The sequence below is a fragment of the Micromonospora sp. NPDC005171 genome (genome assembly GCF_040608575.1).
GTDB lineage: Bacteria > Actinomycetota > Actinomycetes > Mycobacteriales > Micromonosporaceae > Micromonospora.
Map to the genome: position 1 here is coordinate 85287 of NZ_JBEXIM010000017.1, position 20513 is coordinate 105799.

Genomic DNA, 20513 nt, shown 5'->3' on the forward strand with positions numbered 1-20513 from the left:
ACGAGATATGACAAGCTCGCCGTCCGCTACGAGGCGACCGTGTTGGTGGCAGTCCTCAACGAGTGTCTGTGACCAGCAGCACCTTCCCAACAACCCCTAGTCGACCCTGACCAGGTATTTGCCCCGCACCCCGCCCGCCTCCAGCGCCCGGTGTGCCGCCGCTGTCTCTTCCAGCGGGAAGACCGTGTCCACCGCCGGCCGCAGCTTCCCCTCCGTCACCTGGCGGGCGAGGTCGTCGAAGAGCGCACGTTTGGGGTTGCCGCTGAAGAAGCGCACCCGGCCGCGTCCATGGACGGCGCTGGCCGCGATGTAGCCCAGCGAGGCGGCGGGCCGCGTCAGGTCGAAGGCAATGGTGACCATGCGCCCGCCGGGCTTCAGCATCCGCCGTACGGTACGCAGGTCGGCGCCCGCCGTGTCGAGGATCACGTCGAACAGTCCCAGTTCCGCAGGGGACACGGTCCGGTGGTCGACGGCATGGTGGGCACCGAGCGTACGGACGAAGTCGAGGTTGGCAGCGCGGGCCAGGGCCGTGACCTCGGCGCCGTACGCCTGTCCGAGCTGGACGGCGGCGTTGCCCACGCCGCCCGCCGCGCCCCGTACGAGCAGCCGTTCGCCGGGGCGCAGTGCGGCCTTGTCGCGGAGGGCCGTGACGGCCGTGGTGGCCACCGGCAGCGCGGCGGCGGCCACGAGGTCCAGCCCGTCCGGGACCAGGCCGAGCTGCTCGGGCCGTACCGTCACGTACTCGGCAGCGCTGCCGAAACCGGAGCTGCGGCTCAGGACGCCCCACACCTGGTCGCCGACCGCTACGCCGGTCGCACCGGTGCCGAGTGCGGCGATCTCGCCAGTGAAGTCCAGCCCGATGCGCTGCGGGAACTTCCGGCCGGTGAGGAGGCGGGCCTGACCGGAACGGGCCGCCAGCTCAACGCCGTTCACGCTGAACGCGCGCACGCGCACGAGGACCTCGCCGGGTGCCGGTTCGGGGCGTGGCACCCGGCCCACATATAGCACCTCGGGGCCGCCGAAGCGGTCGAACAGTACGGCTTTCATCGTGCGGTCGTCCATCGTTGCGTTCTCACCTTCGCTACCAGTGACCGTTGGGGATCGTGCACCGAGCGTAGACTGGCAAGCGGACGACATCGTCCACTTGACCGGAGGTGAGAGACAGCGGTGGGGGAATCCTCTCGGATAGCGGGTCAGGACGGTCTGCGAGCGGACGCCCGGCGCAATCGGCGGCGCGTCCTCTGGGCTGCCCGCGTCGTCTTCGCCGAGCACGGCATCGACGCGCCCATGGCGACCGTGGCCCGACGGGCGGGGGTCGGCGTGGCGACGCTGTACCGGCGTTTTCCGACGCGGGACGCCCTGGTGCGGGCCGCGTTCGCGCACCAGATGGAGACCTGTGCTCGGGCGCTCACCGAGGCGCTGGCCGACCCCGATCCGTGGCAGGGCTTCCAGCGGCTGGTCGAGACGGTCTGCGAACTACAACGGGAGGAACGGGGCTTCCCGGCCGCGTTCGTCGCGGCCTTTCCGGACAGCAGGCGAGAACACTCGCGGGTACGGGAACAGGCCGAGCGGGACTTCATGACCCTGGTCCGCAGGGCTCAGGCGGCGGGCGCGCTGCGGGCCGACTTCCACCCCTCCGACTTTGCCGTGGCCCTGTTGTCCCACTGCGGTCTGGTCACCGCACTGCCGGGTGACCATGCGGCGTCCCGGCGTTTGGTGGCGTACCTGCTCCAGTCGTTCCGCGCCGAGGCAGCCCACGGAGCGCTGCCGGCGCCGAGCGCACTGTCACTGCGCAGTCTTCCGCTCGCGGCCGATGGTTCCCAGGGACAGCGGCCCTCCAGAGCCTGATACGAAGCGGCGCCTGCCGCGTGGCCCGCCCTTCGGACGACCGCGCCACGTTCGCAGCAGGCCCTAGTCGACACGTGGGCACCGACTAACGACGCCATTCGCCGTTGCCGCCGCGATCCCGGCCACTTGTGCGCTCGCCGGCACCACGGTCGAGGACCGCCACCCGCTCGCCACCGCTCCACTGGCCGGCCCATCCGCCGTCGGCCGGGGCGGCGGGGAACTGGTGCCGCTGGCGGCCAGCACCTGGAGACCGGTCGCGGAGTCGGTGCGGAGCACCAGAACCAGCAACCAGATCCAGAACGCGGCGGCGAAGACGCCGGCCTTGGCGACGAAGAAGAGGCTCACCGCACCGGGCTGGTACGGCTGGGGGCGGCTCGATTCGGCCATGGTGCTCCTCGGCGGTGTCCGGTCGGAGGCGGCAGGCGGCAGACGCGGTGTCGGGACGGGCACCGAGCTTGATGGAACAACGATGAAGATCGCTCGATGCAATTTTCGTTCTGCACACACGCTTCCAGAGAAAAGTCTCGTCCACGGGACAGTTTGTGCGGTCAGTCAATTGTTTCCGGCTCCGGGCGTACTACCCTCGGAAGGCGCATCGTCCCGGCGCTCCGGCGGGAGGGGAAGACACACAGGGATGGGATCCGCCGACGTATCACCGCAGATGGCCTTCGCCCGCTTCGTCCGGCGCGCCATCGATGACGCTCGCGACGAACGTGGCTGGACCGTGACTGATCTTGCCTCGCACACGGGCGTGGGTCGCTCCACCGTGTTCCGCTGGCTGGCCGGCGATTGGCAGGATTATCCCGAGTTGGCCAAGGTGCGCGGCTTCTGCGCCGCACTGGATCTGCCGGTCGCCGCCGCGTTCCGCGCGCTCGGGCTGCCCGACGCCGGTCCCGCGCCCCGCCGCCGCCAGGACGACGGCCCGGTGGAGGCCGACGTCCGGGCCATCCTGGACCGGCTGGCCGACCCGACGGTCCCCGCCGAGGAGAAACACCACATCCGCGACCTGCTCCGCTACCTGGCCCGCCGCCCCATCCGCCGAGCCGGCTAACCCACCCCACCCCCACCCCGGGGCACGGCCCCGGGCCGCAGGCGCGGTTGATCATGAAGTTGTGGCCACGACACGCCGTGGCGAGAGGCAACAACTTCATGATCAACGCCGAGAGGGCGGGGGCTGGGGCGGTCTAGGGGACGGTTAGGGTCAACTCGGCGGTTCGGACTTCGGCGTTCACCTGGAAGTCGAGGTAGAGGCGGTAGCGGCCCGGGCCCGGAGTGGTCAACCAGAACTTGATCTGACCGTCCACCAGCTCGGTCTCCGGATGCACGTGCAGGTAGCCGAGGTCGCCCTCGCGCAACACCACCAGGTGCCCGTACGCCCCGAGGTACCGCTCCAGCGGGGCGGCACCGCCAGCTCCGTCGACCCGGAACGTCAGTGGCACGGTCGCCCCGATCTGCGGAGTGCCCTGGTAGCCGACTGTGAAGCCGTCAACTGTGGTCGAGGTGGCCGGCCCTGGGAGTGGACGGGGCCGGTAGTCGCCGGGTGCCACCAGGTCCGTGCCGAGGGTCACCGCGGTCTGCGCGCCGTTGTCGGCGACCACGGTGAAGTCGGCGTACGCGCGCCAGAGGCCGGGCTGCGCGAGCGTCAACGGCACCGACCAGGTGCCGTCCGCTGCCATGGTCGGGTGCAGGTGCTGGTAACCGGACAGGTCCCGCCGGACGACAATGAGGTGCATCGGCTTGTCGTGCACGATGGCGAACCGGGTGACCGGCCGGCGCTGCGCGTCGCGCACCTGGAAGCGGAGCTGACCGGGGCGACCCGCCGCGAACTCGGTGGCCAGGGGTGCCACGGTGAACCCGGCCGAGCTGACCGCCAGACCGCCCGGTTCGGTGGCCGCGCCCTGATCGGTGGCCGTGGCACCGCCATGGTTGTGCGGCGCGACGCCCGGTGGGTCGGTGTGCTCGGCGGCCAACGACGGACTGCCGGTGGCGGCGGCACCGTTCGTGTTCAGCCGGCCGAGGCCGAAGCCGAGCAGCACCGCGAGCACCAGCCCGCCGACGACCAGCGCCAGCCGGAGAGTGCTCCGGTCCGGCCCGACGGGACCCTGATCAGCCACGACCGACACCCCGCGCCTGGGCGGCCTCGCCGCCAGCGGTCGGGTCCGCGCCGGGGTACGGGCGGCGGACTGGCTGCTGGTCGGTCATGCCGCCCACGGTACCGCCGCGTCCGGCCGCGCCAGGCCGACGCCCGGGCAGCGTGGCGACTGTCGCAATCGACGCCGCCCGGGAACTTTCCCACCCGACGAGCGCAGACCCCGCCGCAGCGTCGGGCAACGTCCCGACCTGGGCACGGACTCTGCAGCGCCGAGGACCGGTCTCGCGACCGACCGGAGGGCAGCCGGTCAGCCGGCCACGGCGAGGGCGAGTGGGAGCACGTCCGTCGCGCCGGCTCGGCGCAGGGCACGGGCCACAAGCGTCATCGTCCAACCCGAGTCGATCAGGTCGTCGACGAGCAGCACGGGGCCGTCCAGCCCGGCCAGCGCGCCGACCAGGTCGGTCGGCACGGTGAAGGCGTCGTGCAGCGTGCGTACCCGTTGGGCGCTGTTGCCGCGCGGCCCCGCTGGGCCGTCGGGGCCGGCCGCGGTGACCTCGCCGAGCAGCGGCAGACGGCCCACGGTGGCGATCCGCTCGGCGAGCGAGCCGAGCAGCCGGGGTCGCCGCCGGGAACCGACAGCGACCACCGCCACCGGCCGGCGGGGCCACGGGTCGTCGCCGTGGGCCCACGCCTTGAGCACCTCCACGACCGCGCCGGCGACGTCGTCGGGCAGCGGCGCGTCCGGCGCCTCCGGGCCGACGAGAGCCCGCAGCCGGCCACCCCAACCCAGGTCGGAAAGACGCCCGACGGCCCGGCCCGGCAGCGCCTGCTCCGCGGGGGCGATCCGGCCCTTGAGGGGTACGCCCACCGCGTCGAGCCCGGTCGGCCAGAGCTTCTTCGGCGCGATCTCCACACCGGGTCGGCCCAGGAAGGTCTGCGCGGCGGCGAGCGCGGCCGTCGACACGTCGGCGGCGAAGAGAGGGTCGGCGCACCTGTCGCACCGGCCGCAGTCGGCCGCCTCGGTGTCGTCCAGGCGTTCCCGTAGGTATCGCATTCGGCAGTCGGACGTGGTCGCGTACTCCCGCATGGCCTGTTGCTCGACGGTGCGCGCCTCGGCGACGCGGCGCAACCGGGCCTCGTCGTAGACCCACGGCTCGCCGGTGGCGAGCCACCCACCGCGCACCCGGCGGACCGCGCCGTCCACGTCGAGCACCTTGAGCATCAGCTCCAACCGGGCCCGACGCAGGTCGACGAGGGGTTCGAGGGCCTGGGTGGAGAGCGGGCGGTCGGTGTGCAGGGCGGCAAGCACGGCGCGGACCTGCTGCTCCGGTGGGAACGCGAGCGAGGCGAAGTAGCGCCAGATCGCGGCGTCCTCGACGCCGGGCAGCAGCAACACCTCGGCGTGCTCGACGGCGCGGCCGGCCCGGCCGACCTGCTGGTAGTACGCGATCGGCGAGGGGGGCGCGCCGAGGTGGACGACGAAGCCCAGGTCGGGCTTGTCGAAGCCCATGCCGAGGGCGCTGGTGGCGACCAACGCCTTGATCTTGTTGTCGAGCAGGTCCTGTTCGGCGGCCCGCCGGTCGGCGTCGTCGGACTGCCCGCTGTACGAGGCGACCGGGTAGCCCCGGGAGCGCAGAAACTCGGCCGTCTCGCCCGCTGCCGCCACGGTGAGCGTGTAGACGATGCCTGAGCCGGGCAGCTGGTCCAGGTGGTCGGCGAGCCAGGCCAGCCGGTGCGCCGGGCTGGGCAGGTCGAGCACCCCGAGGCGCAGCGACTCGCGGTCCAGGGTGCCGCGCAGGATGAGGGCGTCGCCCAGCTGCTCGGCGACGTCCTGGGTGACCCGGGCGTTGGCGGTCGCGGTGGTCGCCAGCACGGGGGTGCGCTCGGGCAGCTCGGCGAGGAACGTCCGCAGCCGCCGGTAGTCCGGCCGGAAGTCGTGCCCCCAGTCGGAGACGCAGTGCGCCTCGTCGACCACCAGCAGGCCGGTGGTCGCGGCCAGCTTCGGCAGGACGCCGTCGCGGAAATCCGGGTTGTTGAGCCGTTCCGGGCTGATCAGCAGGACGTCCACGGCGCCGGTCTGGATCTCGGCGGTGATCTCGTCCCACTCGTCGAGGTTCGCCGAGTTGATGGTGCGGGCCCGGATGCCGGCCCGAGCGGCCGCCTCAACCTGGTTGCGCATCAACGCCAGCAGCGGCGAGACGATGACTGTCGGCCCGGCCTGGCCGCCCCGCTCGGCCTGGTCGCTGTCGCGCAGCAGGGCGGTGGCCACGAAGTAGACAGCCGACTTGCCCCAACCGGTCCGTTGGACGCAGAGCACCCGTCGCCGGTCGACGACGAGTGCCTCGATGGCGCGCCACTGGTCCTCGCGCAGCCGGGCGTGGTCGCCGGCCAGCCGGCGCAGCACCGCCTCGGCCCGCTCCCGTACGCCTGCCCGCTCTGCTGTCTCCACCCGGCATTTCTACCAGCGCCGTCCGTCAAGCCCTTGTTGATCAAGAGGTTTCGTCATCATTCGGCCGGATTCCGACACGAACCTCTTGATCAACAACCGGGCGCTTCGTCAGCGGCCGAGGACCGAGCCTCCGTTCACGCCCAGGACCTGACCCGTGACATAACCGGCCGTCGGGCCGGCCAGGTAGCGGACCGCTTCGGCGACATCGTCCGGCAGCCCGGCCCGTCCGACCAGGGTCGCCGCCACTCGCTTCGCATGCCCCTCGGCGGTCATCCGGTCAGCGAAGAACTCGGTCTCGGCGACGTAGCCGGGGCTCACCACGTTGACCGTGATCTGCTCCGGACCAAGCTGCGCCGCCAGGTCGTACGCCCAGCCGTGCAGGGCCGCCTTCGCCGCCGAGTACGGCCCACCGCCGCCCCGCTGGGCGGAGATCGAGCTGATGAGGATCACTCGCCCGCCCGGTCGACGCAGAGCCGGCCGCAGCGCCTCGGTCAGCAGCACGGCGGTGAGCACGTTGGCGTCCAGGTTGGCCCGCCAGTATGCGGCTGTCCCGGCCAACGTGTCGGTGTCCCGGTCCAGATAGCCGCCAGCGTTGTTGACCACCACGTCGACCGGTCGGTCACCAACCGCCGCGAGGACCGCGTCGAGCTGCTCCGGATCGGTCAGGTCCGCGGTCACGGCGGTGACCGCGTCCGGCCGCCCGCAGTCCGCGGCGATCTGCGCGGCGGTGGCCGTCAACACGTCCGCCCGCCGCCCGACGATCAGTACGTCGTACCCGTCCCGGGCGAGCACTCCCGCCACGGCCGCCCCGATCCCGGTCCCGCCGCCACTGACAACCGCAATCCGCGAGTCCATCTTCTGACCTCCCCTGCGAGAAACCCCGTCGATCATGAAGTTATCGCCATTCGCCGGGGGGTGTCATGGCAGTAACTTCATGATCGACGGGGGTGGGGGTTTGGGTTAGGGGCGGGGGCGGAGGGCGCGGGTCAGGTGTGCCAGGCGGGGGGCCAGGCTGGTCAGGCCGCCGGGGAAGAAGTAGACGGCCAGGATGAAGACCGTGCCCAGGACGAACAGCGGCTGGCTCAGCGGACGGCTGAGAATGGCCGGCAGGCTGTCCACGGCGTCGCTCGTGCCGAACGCGGTGAGCCGGTGGTCCAGGTACATGTAGAGGACACCGCCGAGCACTGGACCCCACCGGGTGCCCGGCCCGCCGAGCACCACCATGACCAGCAGCGACAGGGTCAGCTCGGAGGACGTGATGTGCGGCGACGCGCCGCCGACGATCAGGACATAGACCACCCCGCCCGCCGACGCCAACCCGCCGGCCAGGGTGAACGCCACCAGCTTGTAGCGGTACGGGTCCAGGCCGAGCACGCCGATCCGCCGCTCGTCGTCGCGCAACCCGGCGAGCACCCGCCCGGTCGGCGACCCGCTCACCCGGTGCACCACGAAGACCACGAGGGTCAGGTACGCCAGCGCCAACCAGTACAGGTTGACCGTGTTGGTCACCCCCACCAGCCCGGCGGGCAGCCCGGACACGTCCAGCGGCAGACCCTCCTCGCCACCGGTGAGCCCGCCGAAGTCCCGGGCCACCAGGATCGCGCCCACCTGGGCGAAGGCCAACGTGACCATGGCGAAGGCGATGCCCACCGTCCGCAGCGCCACCGCGCCGAGCAGCGCGGCGAGGATCGTGCCGCCGGTGACGGTCAGCAGCGCCGCCTGCCACAGCGGCAGACCGGCCCGGGTGACGAGGATGTCGGTGCCGTAGACGCCGGCCGCGAAGTACAGCGCGTGCCCGAAGGAGAGCATCCCGGTCCGGCCGAAGAGCAGGTCGTACCCGGCCGCCAACCCACCGAAGATCAGGCAGATGGCGAGCAGTTGCAGGGTGCCGGGCGAGTTGACCGGCCCCTCGAAGATCCCCGGCAGGGAGATCGTCGAGTACGGCAGGATCGCCAGCACCACCAGCGCGACCAGCGGCAGGAACGGGCGCACCCGGTGCCACCGCCCCCGCTGCGATGTCAACTCGTCGGGCACCTGGGCGGGAGGCGCGTCGATCACCGTCATGCCGTTGCCACCTTTCCGGCGATGCCCTGCGGGCGCAGCAGCAGCACCACAGCCAGCAGGCCGACCACGCAGATGTCGCCCAGCCCGGACGTGCCGTAGTAGTTGACGAACTGCTGCACCAGCCCGACCACAACCGCCGCGTACGCGGAGCCGACCACCGAACCCATCCCGCCGATCACCACCACGATGAACGCGAAGATCAGCAGCGAACCGCCCTGCCCGGGGGAGACGGTGCCGAAATAGACCCCGCCCAGCGCTCCGGCGAGCGCGGCGGCCGCACCACCGATCGCGAAGACCAGTGTGAACGCCTTGCGGACGTCGATGCCCAACGCCGTCACCATTTCCCGGTTCTCCACCCCGGCCCGGATCACCAGGCCGTAGCGGGTCCAGCGCAGGAACGCCAGGATCGCCCCGAGCACCAGCACCGCCGCGACGATCAGCAGCAGGCCACCGTTGGGCACCTGCGCGCCGAGGATGCCGGTCACCTGCCGGGTCCAGTCCGGACGCGGGAACGGCCGGGCGTCCGCACCCCAGGTGGCCTGCAACAACGCCACCCCGGCCAGCGACAGCCCGACGGTGACCAGCACCTGCTCGATGGTGCGGGAGTACAGCGGACGGATCAGCACCAGCTCGACCAGGATCGCGACGAGCGTGCCGGCTGCCACCCCGAAGGCGACCGCCAACACGAAGCCGAACCCGTCCGGGCCGGCACCCGGCAGGTTGCCCGCCGCCCACCAGGTGCCGTACACGCCGACACCGAGGAACAGCCCGTGCGCGAAGTTGAGCACGTCGGCGAGGCCGAAGACCAGGGACAGGCCGGAGGCGACCAGGAAGTACAGCGCCGCCAGGCCGAGCCCGGTCAACGCCAACAGGATGACCGTACCCATCAGTGCGCGTCCTTCCCCGCCGTGGCGGCTCGGCCCGGCTCGACCGGGTGGTGCGACTCGCCGGTGCCGACGCCGAGCAGCGACTTGGTCAGCGCCGTCTCCAGCAGCAGCTCGCGGGCGTCGCCGGTCCAGGCCACCTTGCCGGCGGCGAGCACCACCGCGTCGCGGGCCAGCCGGCGTACCACCGCCAGGTTCTGCTCAACGAGCAGCACCGGCACCGACTCCGCGACCCGTTCCAACACCTCGGCCACCTCGGTCACCACCTTCGGCGCCAGCCCCTTGGTCGGCTCGTCGACGAGCAGCAGCCGGTTGTCGTTGAGCAGCACCCGCCCGATCGCGAGCATCTGCTGCTGCCCCCCGGAGAGCGAACCGGCCCGTTGCCGTCCGCGCCGGTCCAGCTCCGGAAAGAGCGCGAAAACCTTGTCGTACGCCGGGGTGGTGCCGCGTTGTTCGGCGAGCCGCAGGTTCTCCGCGACGGTGAGGCCGGCGAACACACAGCGGTCCTCGGGCACGTAGCCCAGCCCGCCGCGGACCAGCCGGTGGGTCGGGCGGGCCAGCAGGCTCTGCGCGCCCATCCGGATGGTGCCGCGGACCTCCCCGGCGGGCGGGGTGAGGCCGACGATCGCGCGCAGCGTGGTGGTCTTGCCGACGCCGTTGCGACCGAGCAGGACGGTCACGCCCGTCGGGGCGACAGTGAAGGACACCCCCTGGAGGATGTGCAGCCCGGAGATCCGGACCGACAGGTCCTCCACACTGAGGATCGGTTCCATCAGAGTCGCCTCCGTTCGCGACTGCGGGGCTCGCACAAACCCGGCTCACTCCTCGCGCTCACAGGACTGCCTCCGTTCGCGACTGCGGGGCTCGCAAACCCGGCTCACTCCTCGCGCTCACAGCGACTCCCCCAGGTAGGCCTCTTGCACAGTGGGGTTGGCCATCACCGTCTCCGGGGTGTCGCAGGCCAGCAGCGCGCCGTGGTGCATGACGGCGATCCGGTCGGCCAGCTCCAGGATGACGTCCATGTGGTGTTCGACCATCAGCACCGCCCGGCCACTGTCGCTGGTCAACGACTTGATGACGGCAACCAACTCCGGTACGTCCTCGGCGCTGACCCCGGCCATCGGCTCGTCCAGCAGCATCACCCGCGGCTCACCGGCGAGCAGCAGGGCGATCTCCAGCTTGCGTTTCTCGCCGTGGGCCAGGGTGCCGGCGAGGGCCGTACCCCGGTGGGCGAGGCCGACCCGGTCGAGCGCCACGTCGGCGGCGACGGCGACCTCCCGGTCGGCCGCCGCCCGCCGCCACAGCGCCATCGAACCCCCGCAGTGCGCCTGCACGGCGAGCCGGACGTTCTCCCGCACGCTCAGCGAGCCGAAGACCGAGGACGCCTGGAAGGTACGGCCCAGACCGAGGCGGGCCCGCCGGTGCGGCGGCAGCTCCCCGATGTCCTGCCCGTCCAGGGTGATCCGACCCTCCGTGGCCCGGCGCAGGCCGGTGATCAGGTTGAACAGTGAGGTCTTGCCTGCGCCGTTCGGCCCGATGACGCCCAGGAACTCCCCGGGCGCCAGATCGAGGTAGACGCTGTCGACGATGGCGACCTCACCGATCCGCCAGGTCAGACCGCGGGTGGCGAGCATGGTCAGCCCTTCATGGCCACGGCCGGCGGCGCGGTCTCGTCACCGGTGAGGCTCTTCTGCGCGGTCGCGGTGAAGGCCGTGCCGCTGCCGGTCAGCTTGGCCTGGAACATCGGCTGGAGCAGCGCGTGGTCGGCGGCCCGGATGGTCATCTTGCCCTTGACCCCGTCGAAGCTCCAGCCCTCCAGGGCGGTGACCATCTTGTCGACGTCGTCCCCACCCTCCTGCGCGGCGCGGACCACCATCTGGGCGGCGGCGAAGCCGTCCGGGTGGAACAGGTCGATGGTGCTGACCTTCGCCTTGAGGGCCTTGCTGGCCTCGGTGTCGCTGGCACCGTCGAAGTAGTGCGACAGGAAGGAGATCTTCGCGCCGGCCGCGCCGAAGGTCGGCCAGGAGGCGCGGATGTCCAGACCGGTGACGACGGTGGTGGACGAGAGCACGGCCTGCTGGTCGAGGGTCTGCCACATGGCCGGGGCGGTGGTGCCCGCCCACGCCACGAAGAGCAGGTCCGGCTTGGCCGCCTTGATCTGGCTGGCGAACGGGGTGAACTCGGTGGCACTGGCCGGCGCCCGGACACTGCTCACTGTCGCGCCCGCGCTGCCGATGACGGCCTTCACGGCGGCCTCGTTGGCGTCGCCGAACGCGCCGTCCTGCGCGAAGACCACCACCTTCTTGCCGGCCGGGTCGCCGATGAACGACTTGGCGGTCACCACATCCTGGTAGGACTGCCGGCCGGAGCGGAAGGTGTACTTGTTCGCGCCGGTCACCGCGTCCGTGGCCGCCGGGCCGGAGATGAAGAGGACCTTGTTCTGCGCCGCGATCGGCGCGACCTGGAGCGCCACCCCGGAGGCGGTGGAGCCGGCGATGATCTTCGTGCCCTTGCCGATCAGGTCCTTCGCCGCGGAGACCGCCTTGGCCGGATCGCCCGCGTCGTCGACCTCGGTCAACTCGATCTTCCGGTCACCGACCTTGCCGGTGCCCTGGGTGGCGAAGTCCAGCCCCGCCTTGAACCCCTCGATGTACTGCTTTCCATAGCTGGCCAGGGCTCCCGACTGGGAGTACACCAGGCCGACCTTGACCGGCGCGGCGCTGTCGCCGCCGCCGGTGGCGGTGTCCTGCGGGCTGCCACAGGCCGTGGCGGCCAACGCCGCGGCCATCATCGTGGCGGCGGAGAGGAACACCCGCCGCGTCGTCCGGACCGTCATTGCGACTCCACATGAGGACTCGGAGGGAGAGAACTTCTTCGTGACGGCTCACGCTAGAAGTGACGTCACCCACGAGCTATGTGGCGGAAACACACAAGTAACAGGAATGAGGTGGCCGAGGGTTACAACGGACCGCACTACCAGCCGGGAGCCCACCCTCTCGATGGCCCGAACCCCCACGGACCACCCGAACCGTGTGTCGCCCCGCGCCATTCGCCCGGTTCTGCTCCGCCGAAAGACCCGCGATGGGCCTGCCGCCTCGGCCCGGACGCACGGGCGAACACCCGCGCGATCTTGCGCCCACGACACGTGATCCCGGTCGGGGCAGCCCCGGACGTGCCGCTGGCCCGTCGTCCGGGTGACGGACGACGGGCCAGCGGGCGGGCCGGGCGTGGTCGGCCCGGTGGTCGGCTCGGCGCAGGTCAGCGCCGGCCGAGGTTCGGGTCAGCGGCCGGCGAGGGCGGCGACGGCGGTGTCCGGGTGGTCGCTGAAGACACCGTCGAGGCCCAGGCCGAGGAAGAGTTCGTACTCGGCGGTGATGTCGCCGCGCGCGTTCGGGTCGGTGCCGATCCGGAAGTCCACCGGGAGGAACTGGTTCTCGGCGCGGAACGTCCAGGAGTGCACGAGCAGGTGCTCCCGGTGCGCGTCGCGTACCACGGTGGTCGGGGCGAGCAGGGCGCCCGCGGCGTTCCGGGGGACGATCAGGTTCTTGTTCGCGCCGATGCCGTCGGCGTACCCGGCGATCCACTTCAGCCCGGTCGGTGTGGCCAGATCCTGGTAGGTGCGGGCGTCACCGGTGGCGGTGAAGTCGTAGGGGCGGCCTGTCGCGTCGAGCAGTTGGACCAACTTCACGTCGGTCAGCCGGCTCAGGCGACGCAGGTTGGCCGTCTCGAACGACTGGATGAAGACCGGCGAGTTCTTCCGGTCCAGCTTGTTCTGCCGCAGCACCCGGAGCAGCGGCTCCTCCAACGGCAGTTTGATCGAGGCGAAGTAGCTCGGGTGCTTGGTCTCCGGGTAGATGCCGATGGTGCGGCCCCGTGCCCGCCCCTCGGTCCGGGCCAGGTCGATGACTTCCTGGAGGGTGGGCACCTCGAAGCGGCCGTCGAAGGCGGTGTTCGCCACGCGTACCTGCGGCAGCCGCTCCTTGGCGCGCAGTGTCTTCAGCTCGGCGAGGGTGAAGTCCTCGGTGAACCAACCGGTCACCGCGACACCGTCGATGGTCTTCGTCGCCTTGCGGGACGCGAACTCCGGGCGGGCCGACACGTCTGTGGTGCCGGAGATCTCGTTCTCGTGCCGGGCGACCAGCACGCCGTCGGAGGTGGAGACCAGGTCCGGCTCGATGTAGTCGGCACCCATCCGGATCGCCAACCGGTACGCCTCCAGCGTGTGCTCCGGCCGGTAACCGCTGGCGCCCCGGTGACCGATCACGATTGGGCGATCGTCGGCCCGGGAGTGGTCCGCGTTCGTGGCCGGTTCGGCGGCCGCGATGGTCGGTAGGGCCACGGCGGCGGCGAGCAGCGCGCCGGCCACGCCGAGGGTCGAGAGGGTACGTCGCAACGCCGTCTCCTGTCATCGGTTGGTCCGGGTAAGCAGACCGCCCGTGATTTGCCAGGAGTTGGTCGATGGCTGGCCGGCAGGTGAATCTCCGGATTGCCCGTTCCCACTCCAGGGTCGCGGGCGGACAGGAAGATTGTCTGGTGCGCCGGTTTTTCCGCAATCCCGTGCGGCTGGTGCCGTTCGCGTTCCTGGTGCCGATCCTGCTCGGCACCGGGTTGCTCATGGCGCGCTGGTCGACCGTCGAACACCAACGCCCACCCGTGGTCACCGCGCTCTTCACCGCCACCTCGGCCGTGTCGGTCACCGGCATGGCCATCACCGACACGCCGAACTACTGGTCCGGCTGGGGACTCCTGGTGATCACCCTGCTCACCCAGCTCGGCGGCCTCGGCATCCTCACCGTCGCGGCACTGGTCATCCTGGTGGTCTCCAGCCAGCTCGGGCTGCGCAACCGGTTGCTGGTGCAGGCCGAGACGGCGGAGTTCGGCATCGGTGACGTGGGTCGGTTGCTCCGCCGGATCGCACTGACCGTCTTCGCCTGCGAGGCTGTGATGACAGTGCTGGTCGCCGGCCGGCTCTGGCTGACCTACGACTATTCCTTCGGGCGTGCCCTCTGGTCGGGCGTCTTCCACGCCGTGCAGGCGTTCAACAACGGTGGCTTCGCGCTCTACACCGAGGGCCTGTTGGCCTTCAGCCGTGACCCGTGGGTGTCGCTGCCGCTGGCGCTCGGCGCGATCGTCGGCGGTCTCGGGTTTCCCGCGCTGTTCGAGGCGGTCCGCGAGTGGCGTCAACCGGCGCACTGGGCGGTGGCAACGAAGTTGACCATCTGGGGCAGCGCGGTGCTGCTGCTCGTCGGCTTCGTTGGCCTACTCGCCGCCGAATGGACCAACGAGGGCACGATCGGCCAGTACGACGTACCCGGCAAGGTCCTCGCGTCGTTCACCCAGATCGCACTGAGCCGCACCGGCGGCTTCAGCATCCTGAACATCGCCGACCTCCAGGAGGAGAGCTATCCCCTGCTGATCGTGCTGATGTTCATCGGTGGCGGTAGCGCCAGCACGGCCGGTGGCATCAAGGTCTCCACGTTCTTCCTGCTGGCATTCACCATCTGGGCGGAGTTGCGAGGTGAGCCCGACGTGACGATCGGGCACCGCCGGGTGGCCACCGCCAGCCAGCGGCAGGCGGTCACCGTGGCGCTGCTCAGCGTCGCGTTGGTGACGGCCGGAACCATGCTGTTGCTGCTGCTCACCGAGGGCGTCCGCTTCGTCGCGGCCCTGTTCGAGGTCACCAGCGCGTTCAGCACCACAGGTCTGACCATCGGTCTGGCCGCCGAACTGCCGGCCGGCGGGCAACTGGCGCTGACCGTGCTGATGTTCATCGGCCGCGTCGGGACGCTCACCCTGGGGTCGGCGATCGCCCTGAACACCAGACGCCGGCTCTACCGCTATCCCCAGGAGCAACCAATTGTCGGCTAGGACGTGTTTCGGAAGTGTCGGCCGGCCAGCACGTCGGAAACACGCCGTTGGAAGCAGGGAGGGCCGAGGTGTCGGCTAGACGGGCGGACAGCGGCGGCATCGTGGTGATCGGGTTGGGTCGGTTCGGTTGCCACCTGGCCGGGTCGCTGACCCGAATGAACCGCGAGGTGTTGGCCATCGACCGCAGCCCGGCGAAGGTGCAGCGCTGGTCGGCCCAGCTCGACCGGGTGATTCAGGCCGACGCCACCGAGGAGGGGGCGCTGCGGCAACTGGGCATCGCCGGTTTCGGACGGGCGGTGGTGGCCATCGGGGCCTCGGTGGAGGCGAGCGTGCTCACCGTGTTGGCGCTGGTCGAGCTGGGTGTGCCCGAGATCTGGGCACGGGCGACCTCGCAGAAGCACGCCAAGATCCTGGGGTCGGTGGGCGCGCACCATGTGATCTTCCCGGAGGCGGAGACCGGGGACCGGGTCGCGCACCTGATCGTGAGCCGGTTGCTCGACTTCATCGAGTTCGACGATGACTTCGCCATCGCCACCGTCCGGGTGCCGGAGTCCCTGGCCGGACGCACCCTGCTCGACCTGCGACCGGAGGATCGCTACGGGATTCGTGTGATCGGCGCCAAACCGCCGGGCGAACGCTTCCGGTACGCGTCCGACGACATCGCACTCCCCAGGGGTGGGGTGGTCATCGTCGAGGGTGGGATCGACCAGGTGCAGCGATTCGCGGGCCTCCGCTGAATTCGCTACTTCCTCTTTCCAGCGCCCTTCCCCTTCCCCTCACCCTTCGTCACTTTCCCGCTTTTCCCGAACCACCACCCGTCCCCTTGCTCTTGCCGGGCTTCTCGGGTTTGGCCTTCGTCGCGCCATTGCCGGGACCGGTGCCGCCCGCCGTCGCTACCTTGGCCGGGGCCTTCGGCGGCGTCGCCTTGCCCGGCGGGGCCTTCGTCGCGGCGGCCTTGCTCGGCGGGGCCGTGGACGGCACACTGCCGGCGACCCCGGACACCCGAACCCCGCAGGTCGCGTCGCCCAGCCGAAACTCGACAGGCAGCGGGTTCGCCCCGCTGTACTTACCCGTGAGGGTCACCTTCTCTGCTGCACCGGGGGCCAGCGTGGTGCGCTGGGCCGCCGGCCGGACGAGCACCGTGCTCCCCTGCTGGTGCACAGGCGCGGGCTCCGCCTTCGTCACCTTCTGCTGCCCCGGGAAGGTGAAGCTCATCGTCCAGTCCTGCAGCTCACGGCCACCGGTGTTGGTCAGGGTCAGCTCGGCGGCGAACTCGGTGCCGGAGTCGGAGCGCAACGCGTACGCCACCTCGCAGGGCACCGCCGCCGGCAGACCCATCCGAGCCTCGGTCGTCGGCCGGTCCCCACCGCTGGCCGGGCTGCGCGAGGTGAACCCCCACATCGCCCCGGTGACCGCGATCAGCCCCACGGCGGCCACTCCGGCCTCCACCCGTCGACGCCGGGTCACCCGCTGCCGCGCCCGACGGTCCCGATTGCGGGTCCGCGACAACGGCAACGCGTCGGTCGCCGCCGACCAGGGCAGGATCGTGGTACGCGCGCTGCCGAGCATGGCCGGGTCCAGGGGCCCGGCGGCCGGGGAGACCGGCACCGCCGCGAGCATGCCCGCCGCCTCGGCCAGCGTCCGGGTCAGCTCGGCGGTGGCCGGTCGGTCGGCGGGCCGCTTGGCCAGGCAACGTCCGACCAGCTCGGCGATCCCGTCGGGCAGCCCCGGGACGGTGGGCATCGGATCCGGGTCGTTGTACATGTGGGCACGCAGCATCTGGGTGGTCGTGCTGGCCTGCCACGGCAGTCGGCCGGTGAGCATCCGGTAGAGCAACAGCCCCACGGCGTACACGTCGGTGGCCGGTGAGACCTGGCCGTTGTCCAGCCGCTCCGGGGCGAGGTACGCGGGAGTGCCCAACAGCGTGCCGTCCGGCCCCTTCTCGCTCTCCCCGACGAGCGCGGAGATGCCGAAGTCGACCACCTTGACACCGGTCGAGGTGAGCATGACGTTGCCCGGGGTGACGTCGCGGTGCACCACGCCTCTGGCGTGCGCGGTGGCCAGCGCCGAGCTGACCTCGGCGCCGATGGTCACCGCGTCCCGCCACGGCAGCCGGCTCTCCCGGCCCAGTCGGCTGGCCAGCGAAGCGCCGTCGACCAGCTCCATCACCACGTACGGCACGGTCAGCCCGACCTGCTCGGACTCGCCGTAGTCGTACACGTTGGTGATGTTGGGGTGGCAGAGCCGCGCGGCGGCCTGCGCCTCGATCCGGATGCGGTGGCGGAAGGCCCGGTCGCTGGCCAGCCGGGAGGCCAGCACCTTCACCGCGACCTGGCGGCCGAGCACCTCGTCGTAACCACGCCAGACCACCGACATGCCGCCCGCGCCGAGCTGCTCGATCAGCCGGTATCTCTCATCGAGCAGCTGCGCGCCGTTTCGGTCCCCACCACCCATGGTGAGCGTTGTTGCCCAGGAACGGCCCGCCTACACCTGGAGTATCGGAATCGGTCAGGATTGTCACCCGATCAGGCGGTCGCCAGCAGTTGGTCCACCGGGGCGTAGTCGTCGGTCAACACCATCGCCCCGCCGACGAAGTCCGTCAGCGCCGCGCCGGAGAGCAGGCTGACCTTCGGGTCCACCTCGGCCAGCCGGGCCCGAACGGCTTCCAACGGCAGCGGTGCGTCGGAGCCGACGATGAGGAAGTTGGAGCCCTGCTCCTCGGCGAGCGCCTCCGGCGGCGCAATCAACGCGATGTGCCCGAACTCCGCGGCCACCGTGGCCAACTCGGCGCGGATGAACCGCAGCGGCGGGTAGTCGATGACGTTCTGCACGTAGACGCCGCCGGGGCGGGTCACCCGCCGGACGTCGGCGGCCATCTCCCGGGTGGCCAGGTGCCAGGGCACCACCAGGTGCCCGAACGCGTCACCGACCACCAGGTCACGGCTGTCGGTCGGCTCACCGGCGACCAGCATCCGGGCGTCACCCACCACCGCCCGCAGTTCCGGCCCCGGCCGTACGCCCAGCTCCCGCTCGCCCAGCTCGACCAGCCCACCGTCGATCTCGAACACCAGGTTGTCGGTGCCCGGCCGGGTGGCGGTCAGGTAACGCGGCACTGTGAACCCGCCACCACCCAGGTGCAGCGCGTCCACACGTCGACCGGCCGGCGCGGCGACGTCGGCGACCGCGCCGATCCACTTCGTGTACGCGTACTCCAGGTGCTTCGGGTCGGCGAGGTCCACGTACGAGTGCTGGGCCGAGTTGAGCAGCAGCGTCCGCCCGCTGGGCCGGGCCGGGTCCGAGGTGACCCGGGCGCAGTGGTACGCCGTCTCGATGTCGCACGGGTTGGGGGCCACGGTGGTCAGCCCCGCCCCGACCAGGCCGAGCACGGCCAGCGCGGCCCGGGCCCGAGCCGGACCGGGCAGCTCGGTGGGCTCCTGCCGGCGCAGGTACCAGCCGAGGCCGAGACCGACGAGCCCGAGCGCGACCGCCAGGGCCAGCAGGATGACCGTGCTGCGCAGGGCGGCAACCAGCACGAACCCGGTGAGCAGGGTTGCCGTGATGCCGCCGAGAGTGCCGATCCCGGAGAGTCGACCGACCACCTGGCCGGTGCGGCGCAGGTCGGCGAGCTGGAGTTTCACCACCAACGGGGTGACTGCGGCCAACAGCGCGGCCGGCACGAACACCGCCAACGCGACCAGCAGCAGGATGCCGGTGGCCGCACCACCGCGCAGCACCTCACCGGCGTACCGGACGACGGGCAGGGTGACAGCGGTGGCGATGCCGGCCAACACCAACGCCGGCGCCAGCAGGCCCCGCGGGTTGCGCCGGTCGGCGAGCCAGCCGCCGGACCACGCCCCGTACGCGATAGCGGCCAGCGCGATGCCGATCACCGAGCTGGTCACCTGGAGGGTCACCCCGACGTACGGGCCGACCAGGCGCAGCGCGACTGTCTCCAGCACCAGCACGGCGCCGCTGGAGAAGAAGACCAGGAAGGCGGCCAGGCCGTTGGGCAGCGCCCGGCCGGTGGTCGGCACGGGCGGGGCCGGGGAAGCCGGCGGGGCCGCTACGTCGGACGGTGGAGAGCTCATCGTCGCGATGGTACGCAGCGAAGCTGGTGCTTCGGGTCAGTACATCGAGAGATGAACATGGTTCGTGTGGGACGCCGCCGGACTGCCGCTGCCACTGTACGAACGCCACCCGGTGCCGGGATGCCAGATCTGCCGGTACCAGATCACGTAGAGCACGCCCAGCCGGTCGGCGTTGCGCACGTGCCAGGCGGCCAGGCTGTCCCCGTACGCCTTGTCGCCGCCGGTCGCGTTCTTGTCCTCGAAGCCGTTCGTGGCGGCCGAGAAGTCGCAGGCCCGTCCCTTCGGGTGCTCACCGCTGCCGCCGCTGCGCTTGCAGGAGACGTGCCGCTTGTAGCCGGCCGCCTGGGTCTGCTTGAGGGCGTTGAGGGTGCGCGGCGTGATGCACCCGGAGGTGGTCGGGTCCTTCACCGAGCAGGATTCCGACGGCCACGACCCGTCGGAGTTACGCGGCGCCGGCTTCGCCGAGGCGGAGTTGCCACCGCTGAAACCGTTGCTGCCGCCCGAGCTGACCTCGGCGAGCGCCGCCTCGGCCTCTTTCTTCTTCTTCGCCATCACGGCGAGCTGCTTCTGCTGCTCACGGACCTCGGCGTCGATGGCGACCTTGGCCTGCTGCGCCTGCTGCCGAGCGTCGGTGAGATCACGCAGCCGCTTGCTGTCCCGCTGGGCCATCAGGTCGAGGTCGCCCGCGCGTTGCAGGAACGCCTCCGGCGTGGCGGTGTTGAGCAGCATCGAGGCCGCGCTGAGCCGACCCATCCGGTACGACTGGGCGGCCACCTCGCCCACCTGGGCGGTGAGCCCGACCAGCCGGCCCTCCAGGGTCGTCAGCTCGCCGGTCAGCGCCGTCTGACGACGCTTGGAGTTGTCCAGTTTGGCCTTGGCCTCGATGTGCCCCTTGGCGGTCAACTCCAGCGCGTCCTGCAGCTTCTTGCTGCCCCCCTCGCCCGGCTCCGCGTACGCGGGCACAGCGGCGCCGCCGAGCACCAGCGCGACGGCGGCGAGCAGGGCGAACAGAGCGCGGCGACCGAGCCGCGGGCTGAGCGTGGTGCTGGGCACGAAAGCGTCCTTCCGTCGACCGCCGGCCTCCGATGAACACTGCACTCCGGCGCCGGTCGGCGGCCTGCTGGCGGAGACCGCCGGTCACGATACCGGACTGCGGGCCGGTGACCAGCCCCCTGACCCTCGGGCTGTCTCGATGTCGACGGAGCGTCCCAGCCCGGTCG

Annotated in this window: 18 protein-coding genes; 4 read left to right on the forward strand and 14 right to left on the reverse strand. The window is 71.3% G+C overall.

Translation table 11 applies throughout. The features are described from left to right. Window positions 1-96: 96 nt before the first annotated feature. Window positions 97-1062 (reverse strand): NAD(P)-dependent alcohol dehydrogenase, encoded by a 966-nt coding sequence (locus ABZU74_RS20865; protein ID WP_355426221.1) that lies wholly within the window; start codon window positions 1060-1062, stop codon window positions 97-99. A gap of 105 nt (window positions 1063-1167) precedes the next feature. Between ABZU74_RS20865 and ABZU74_RS20870 the strand changes: the two genes are divergently transcribed. Further along, complete coding sequence (locus ABZU74_RS20870; protein WP_355426224.1) at window positions 1168-1848, forward strand: helix-turn-helix domain-containing protein; 681 nt, start codon at window positions 1168-1170, stop codon at window positions 1846-1848. A 63-nt stretch (window positions 1849-1911) separates the two neighbouring features. On the opposite strand, the gene ABZU74_RS20875 is transcribed toward ABZU74_RS20870, so the two are convergent. Then, window positions 1912-2235, reverse strand: a complete 324-nt coding sequence (locus tag ABZU74_RS20875; RefSeq protein ID WP_355426227.1) for a hypothetical protein — start codon at window positions 2233-2235, stop codon at window positions 1912-1914. A gap of 247 nt (window positions 2236-2482) precedes the next feature. On the opposite strand from ABZU74_RS20875, the gene ABZU74_RS20880 reads away from it, so the two are divergent. Then, complete coding sequence (locus ABZU74_RS20880) at window positions 2483-2899, forward strand: helix-turn-helix domain-containing protein (protein ID WP_355426229.1); 417 nt, start codon at window positions 2483-2485, stop codon at window positions 2897-2899. 133 nt (window positions 2900-3032) lie between these two features. Here ABZU74_RS20880 and ABZU74_RS20885 read toward each other — a convergent pair whose 3' ends face one another. The 9 genes from ABZU74_RS20885 to ABZU74_RS20925 all read right to left on the reverse strand — a co-directional run bounded on the left by ABZU74_RS20885 (window position 3033) and on the right by ABZU74_RS20925 (window position 13730). After that, window positions 3033-3962 carry a hypothetical protein gene (locus tag ABZU74_RS20885; RefSeq protein WP_355426232.1) on the reverse strand — a complete coding sequence of 310 codons (930 nt, stop codon included), beginning with the start codon at window positions 3960-3962 and terminating at the stop codon, window positions 3033-3035. A 285-nt stretch (window positions 3963-4247) separates the two neighbouring features. Next, a complete protein-coding gene (locus tag ABZU74_RS20890) occupies window positions 4248-6389 on the reverse strand; it encodes a DEAD/DEAH box helicase (protein WP_355426235.1) in 2142 nt (713 codons plus the stop codon). Window positions 6390-6497: 108 nt separating this feature from the next. After that, window positions 6498-7244 carry an SDR family NAD(P)-dependent oxidoreductase gene (locus tag ABZU74_RS20895; protein WP_355426237.1) on the reverse strand — a complete coding sequence of 249 codons (747 nt, stop codon included), beginning with the start codon at window positions 7242-7244 and terminating at the stop codon, window positions 6498-6500. Between the two features lie 105 nt (window positions 7245-7349). Next, window positions 7350-8453 carry a branched-chain amino acid ABC transporter permease gene (locus tag ABZU74_RS20900; RefSeq protein ID WP_355426239.1) on the reverse strand — a complete coding sequence of 368 codons (1104 nt, stop codon included), beginning with the start codon at window positions 8451-8453 and terminating at the stop codon, window positions 7350-7352. Beyond that, the gene (locus ABZU74_RS20905; protein WP_355426242.1) at window positions 8450-9340 is read right to left on the reverse strand and encodes a branched-chain amino acid ABC transporter permease; all 891 of its coding nucleotides are present in this window, start codon (window positions 9338-9340) and stop codon (window positions 8450-8452) included. Before ABZU74_RS20905 ends, ABZU74_RS20900 begins: the two co-directional genes overlap by 4 nt. Continuing rightward, window positions 9340-10110: an ABC transporter ATP-binding protein gene (locus tag ABZU74_RS20910; protein ID WP_355426244.1), complete on the reverse strand. Its 771-nt coding sequence runs from the start codon at window positions 10108-10110 to the stop codon at window positions 9340-9342. Before ABZU74_RS20910 ends, ABZU74_RS20905 begins: the two co-directional genes overlap by 1 nt. A gap of 117 nt (window positions 10111-10227) precedes the next feature. Continuing rightward, the gene (locus ABZU74_RS20915) at window positions 10228-10971 is read right to left on the reverse strand and encodes an ABC transporter ATP-binding protein (RefSeq protein WP_355426247.1); all 744 of its coding nucleotides are present in this window, start codon (window positions 10969-10971) and stop codon (window positions 10228-10230) included. 2 nt (window positions 10972-10973) lie between these two features. Then, window positions 10974-12173, reverse strand: a complete 1200-nt coding sequence (locus ABZU74_RS20920; protein WP_355426249.1) for a substrate-binding domain-containing protein — start codon at window positions 12171-12173, stop codon at window positions 10974-10976. 444 nt (window positions 12174-12617) lie between these two features. Then, window positions 12618-13730, reverse strand: coding sequence for a glycerophosphodiester phosphodiesterase (locus ABZU74_RS20925; protein WP_355426251.1), 1113 nt, complete (start codon window positions 13728-13730; stop codon window positions 12618-12620). Window positions 13731-13870: 140 nt separating this feature from the next. Between ABZU74_RS20925 and ABZU74_RS20930 the strand changes: the two genes are divergently transcribed. Together ABZU74_RS20930 and ABZU74_RS20935 are read left to right on the forward strand one after the other, a co-directional pair. Further along, window positions 13871-15205 carry a potassium transporter TrkG gene (locus ABZU74_RS20930; protein WP_355426254.1) on the forward strand — a complete coding sequence of 445 codons (1335 nt, stop codon included), beginning with the start codon at window positions 13871-13873 and terminating at the stop codon, window positions 15203-15205. Window positions 15206-15273: 68 nt separating this feature from the next. Continuing rightward, window positions 15274-15942 carry a TrkA family potassium uptake protein gene (locus tag ABZU74_RS20935; protein WP_355426257.1) on the forward strand — a complete coding sequence of 223 codons (669 nt, stop codon included), beginning with the start codon at window positions 15274-15276 and terminating at the stop codon, window positions 15940-15942. Between the two features lie 49 nt (window positions 15943-15991). On the opposite strand, the gene ABZU74_RS20940 is transcribed toward ABZU74_RS20935, so the two are convergent. The 3 genes from ABZU74_RS20940 to ABZU74_RS20950 all read right to left on the reverse strand — a co-directional run bounded on the left by ABZU74_RS20940 (window position 15992) and on the right by ABZU74_RS20950 (window position 20346). Further along, on the reverse strand, window positions 15992-17659 hold the full coding sequence (locus tag ABZU74_RS20940; RefSeq protein ID WP_355426259.1) for a serine/threonine-protein kinase: 1668 nt from the start codon (window positions 17657-17659) through the stop codon (window positions 15992-15994). 71 nt (window positions 17660-17730) lie between these two features. Then, window positions 17731-19293: a fused MFS/spermidine synthase gene (locus ABZU74_RS20945; RefSeq protein WP_355426262.1), complete on the reverse strand. Its 1563-nt coding sequence runs from the start codon at window positions 19291-19293 to the stop codon at window positions 17731-17733. A 36-nt stretch (window positions 19294-19329) separates the two neighbouring features. Further along, window positions 19330-20346 carry a hypothetical protein gene (locus ABZU74_RS20950; protein WP_355426264.1) on the reverse strand — a complete coding sequence of 339 codons (1017 nt, stop codon included), beginning with the start codon at window positions 20344-20346 and terminating at the stop codon, window positions 19330-19332. Window positions 20347-20513: the final 167 nt, after the last annotated feature.

Coding starts and splice junctions, on each gene's coding strand:
- ABZU74_RS20865 (WP_355426221.1), bottom strand. CDS start 1,062: ATGGACGACCGCACGATGAAAGCCGTACTGTTCGACCGCTTCGGCGGC.
- ABZU74_RS20875 (WP_355426227.1), bottom strand. CDS start 2,235: ATGGCCGAATCGAGCCGCCCCCAGCCGTACCAGCCCGGTGCGGTGAGC.
- ABZU74_RS20880 (WP_355426229.1), top strand. CDS start 2,483: ATGGGATCCGCCGACGTATCACCGCAGATGGCCTTCGCCCGCTTCGTC.
- ABZU74_RS20895 (WP_355426237.1), bottom strand. CDS start 7,244: ATGGACTCGCGGATTGCGGTTGTCAGTGGCGGCGGGACCGGGATCGGG.
- ABZU74_RS20900 (WP_355426239.1), bottom strand. CDS start 8,453: ATGACGGTGATCGACGCGCCTCCCGCCCAGGTGCCCGACGAGTTGACA.
- ABZU74_RS20905 (WP_355426242.1), bottom strand. CDS start 9,340: ATGGGTACGGTCATCCTGTTGGCGTTGACCGGGCTCGGCCTGGCGGCG.
- ABZU74_RS20910 (WP_355426244.1), bottom strand. CDS start 10,110: ATGGAACCGATCCTCAGTGTGGAGGACCTGTCGGTCCGGATCTCCGGG.
- ABZU74_RS20915 (WP_355426247.1), bottom strand. CDS start 10,971: ATGCTCGCCACCCGCGGTCTGACCTGGCGGATCGGTGAGGTCGCCATC.
- ABZU74_RS20920 (WP_355426249.1), bottom strand. CDS start 12,173: ATGACGGTCCGGACGACGCGGCGGGTGTTCCTCTCCGCCGCCACGATG.
- ABZU74_RS20940 (WP_355426259.1), bottom strand. CDS start 17,659: ATGGGTGGTGGGGACCGAAACGGCGCGCAGCTGCTCGATGAGAGATAC.
- ABZU74_RS20945 (WP_355426262.1), bottom strand. CDS start 19,293: ATGAGCTCTCCACCGTCCGACGTAGCGGCCCCGCCGGCTTCCCCGGCC.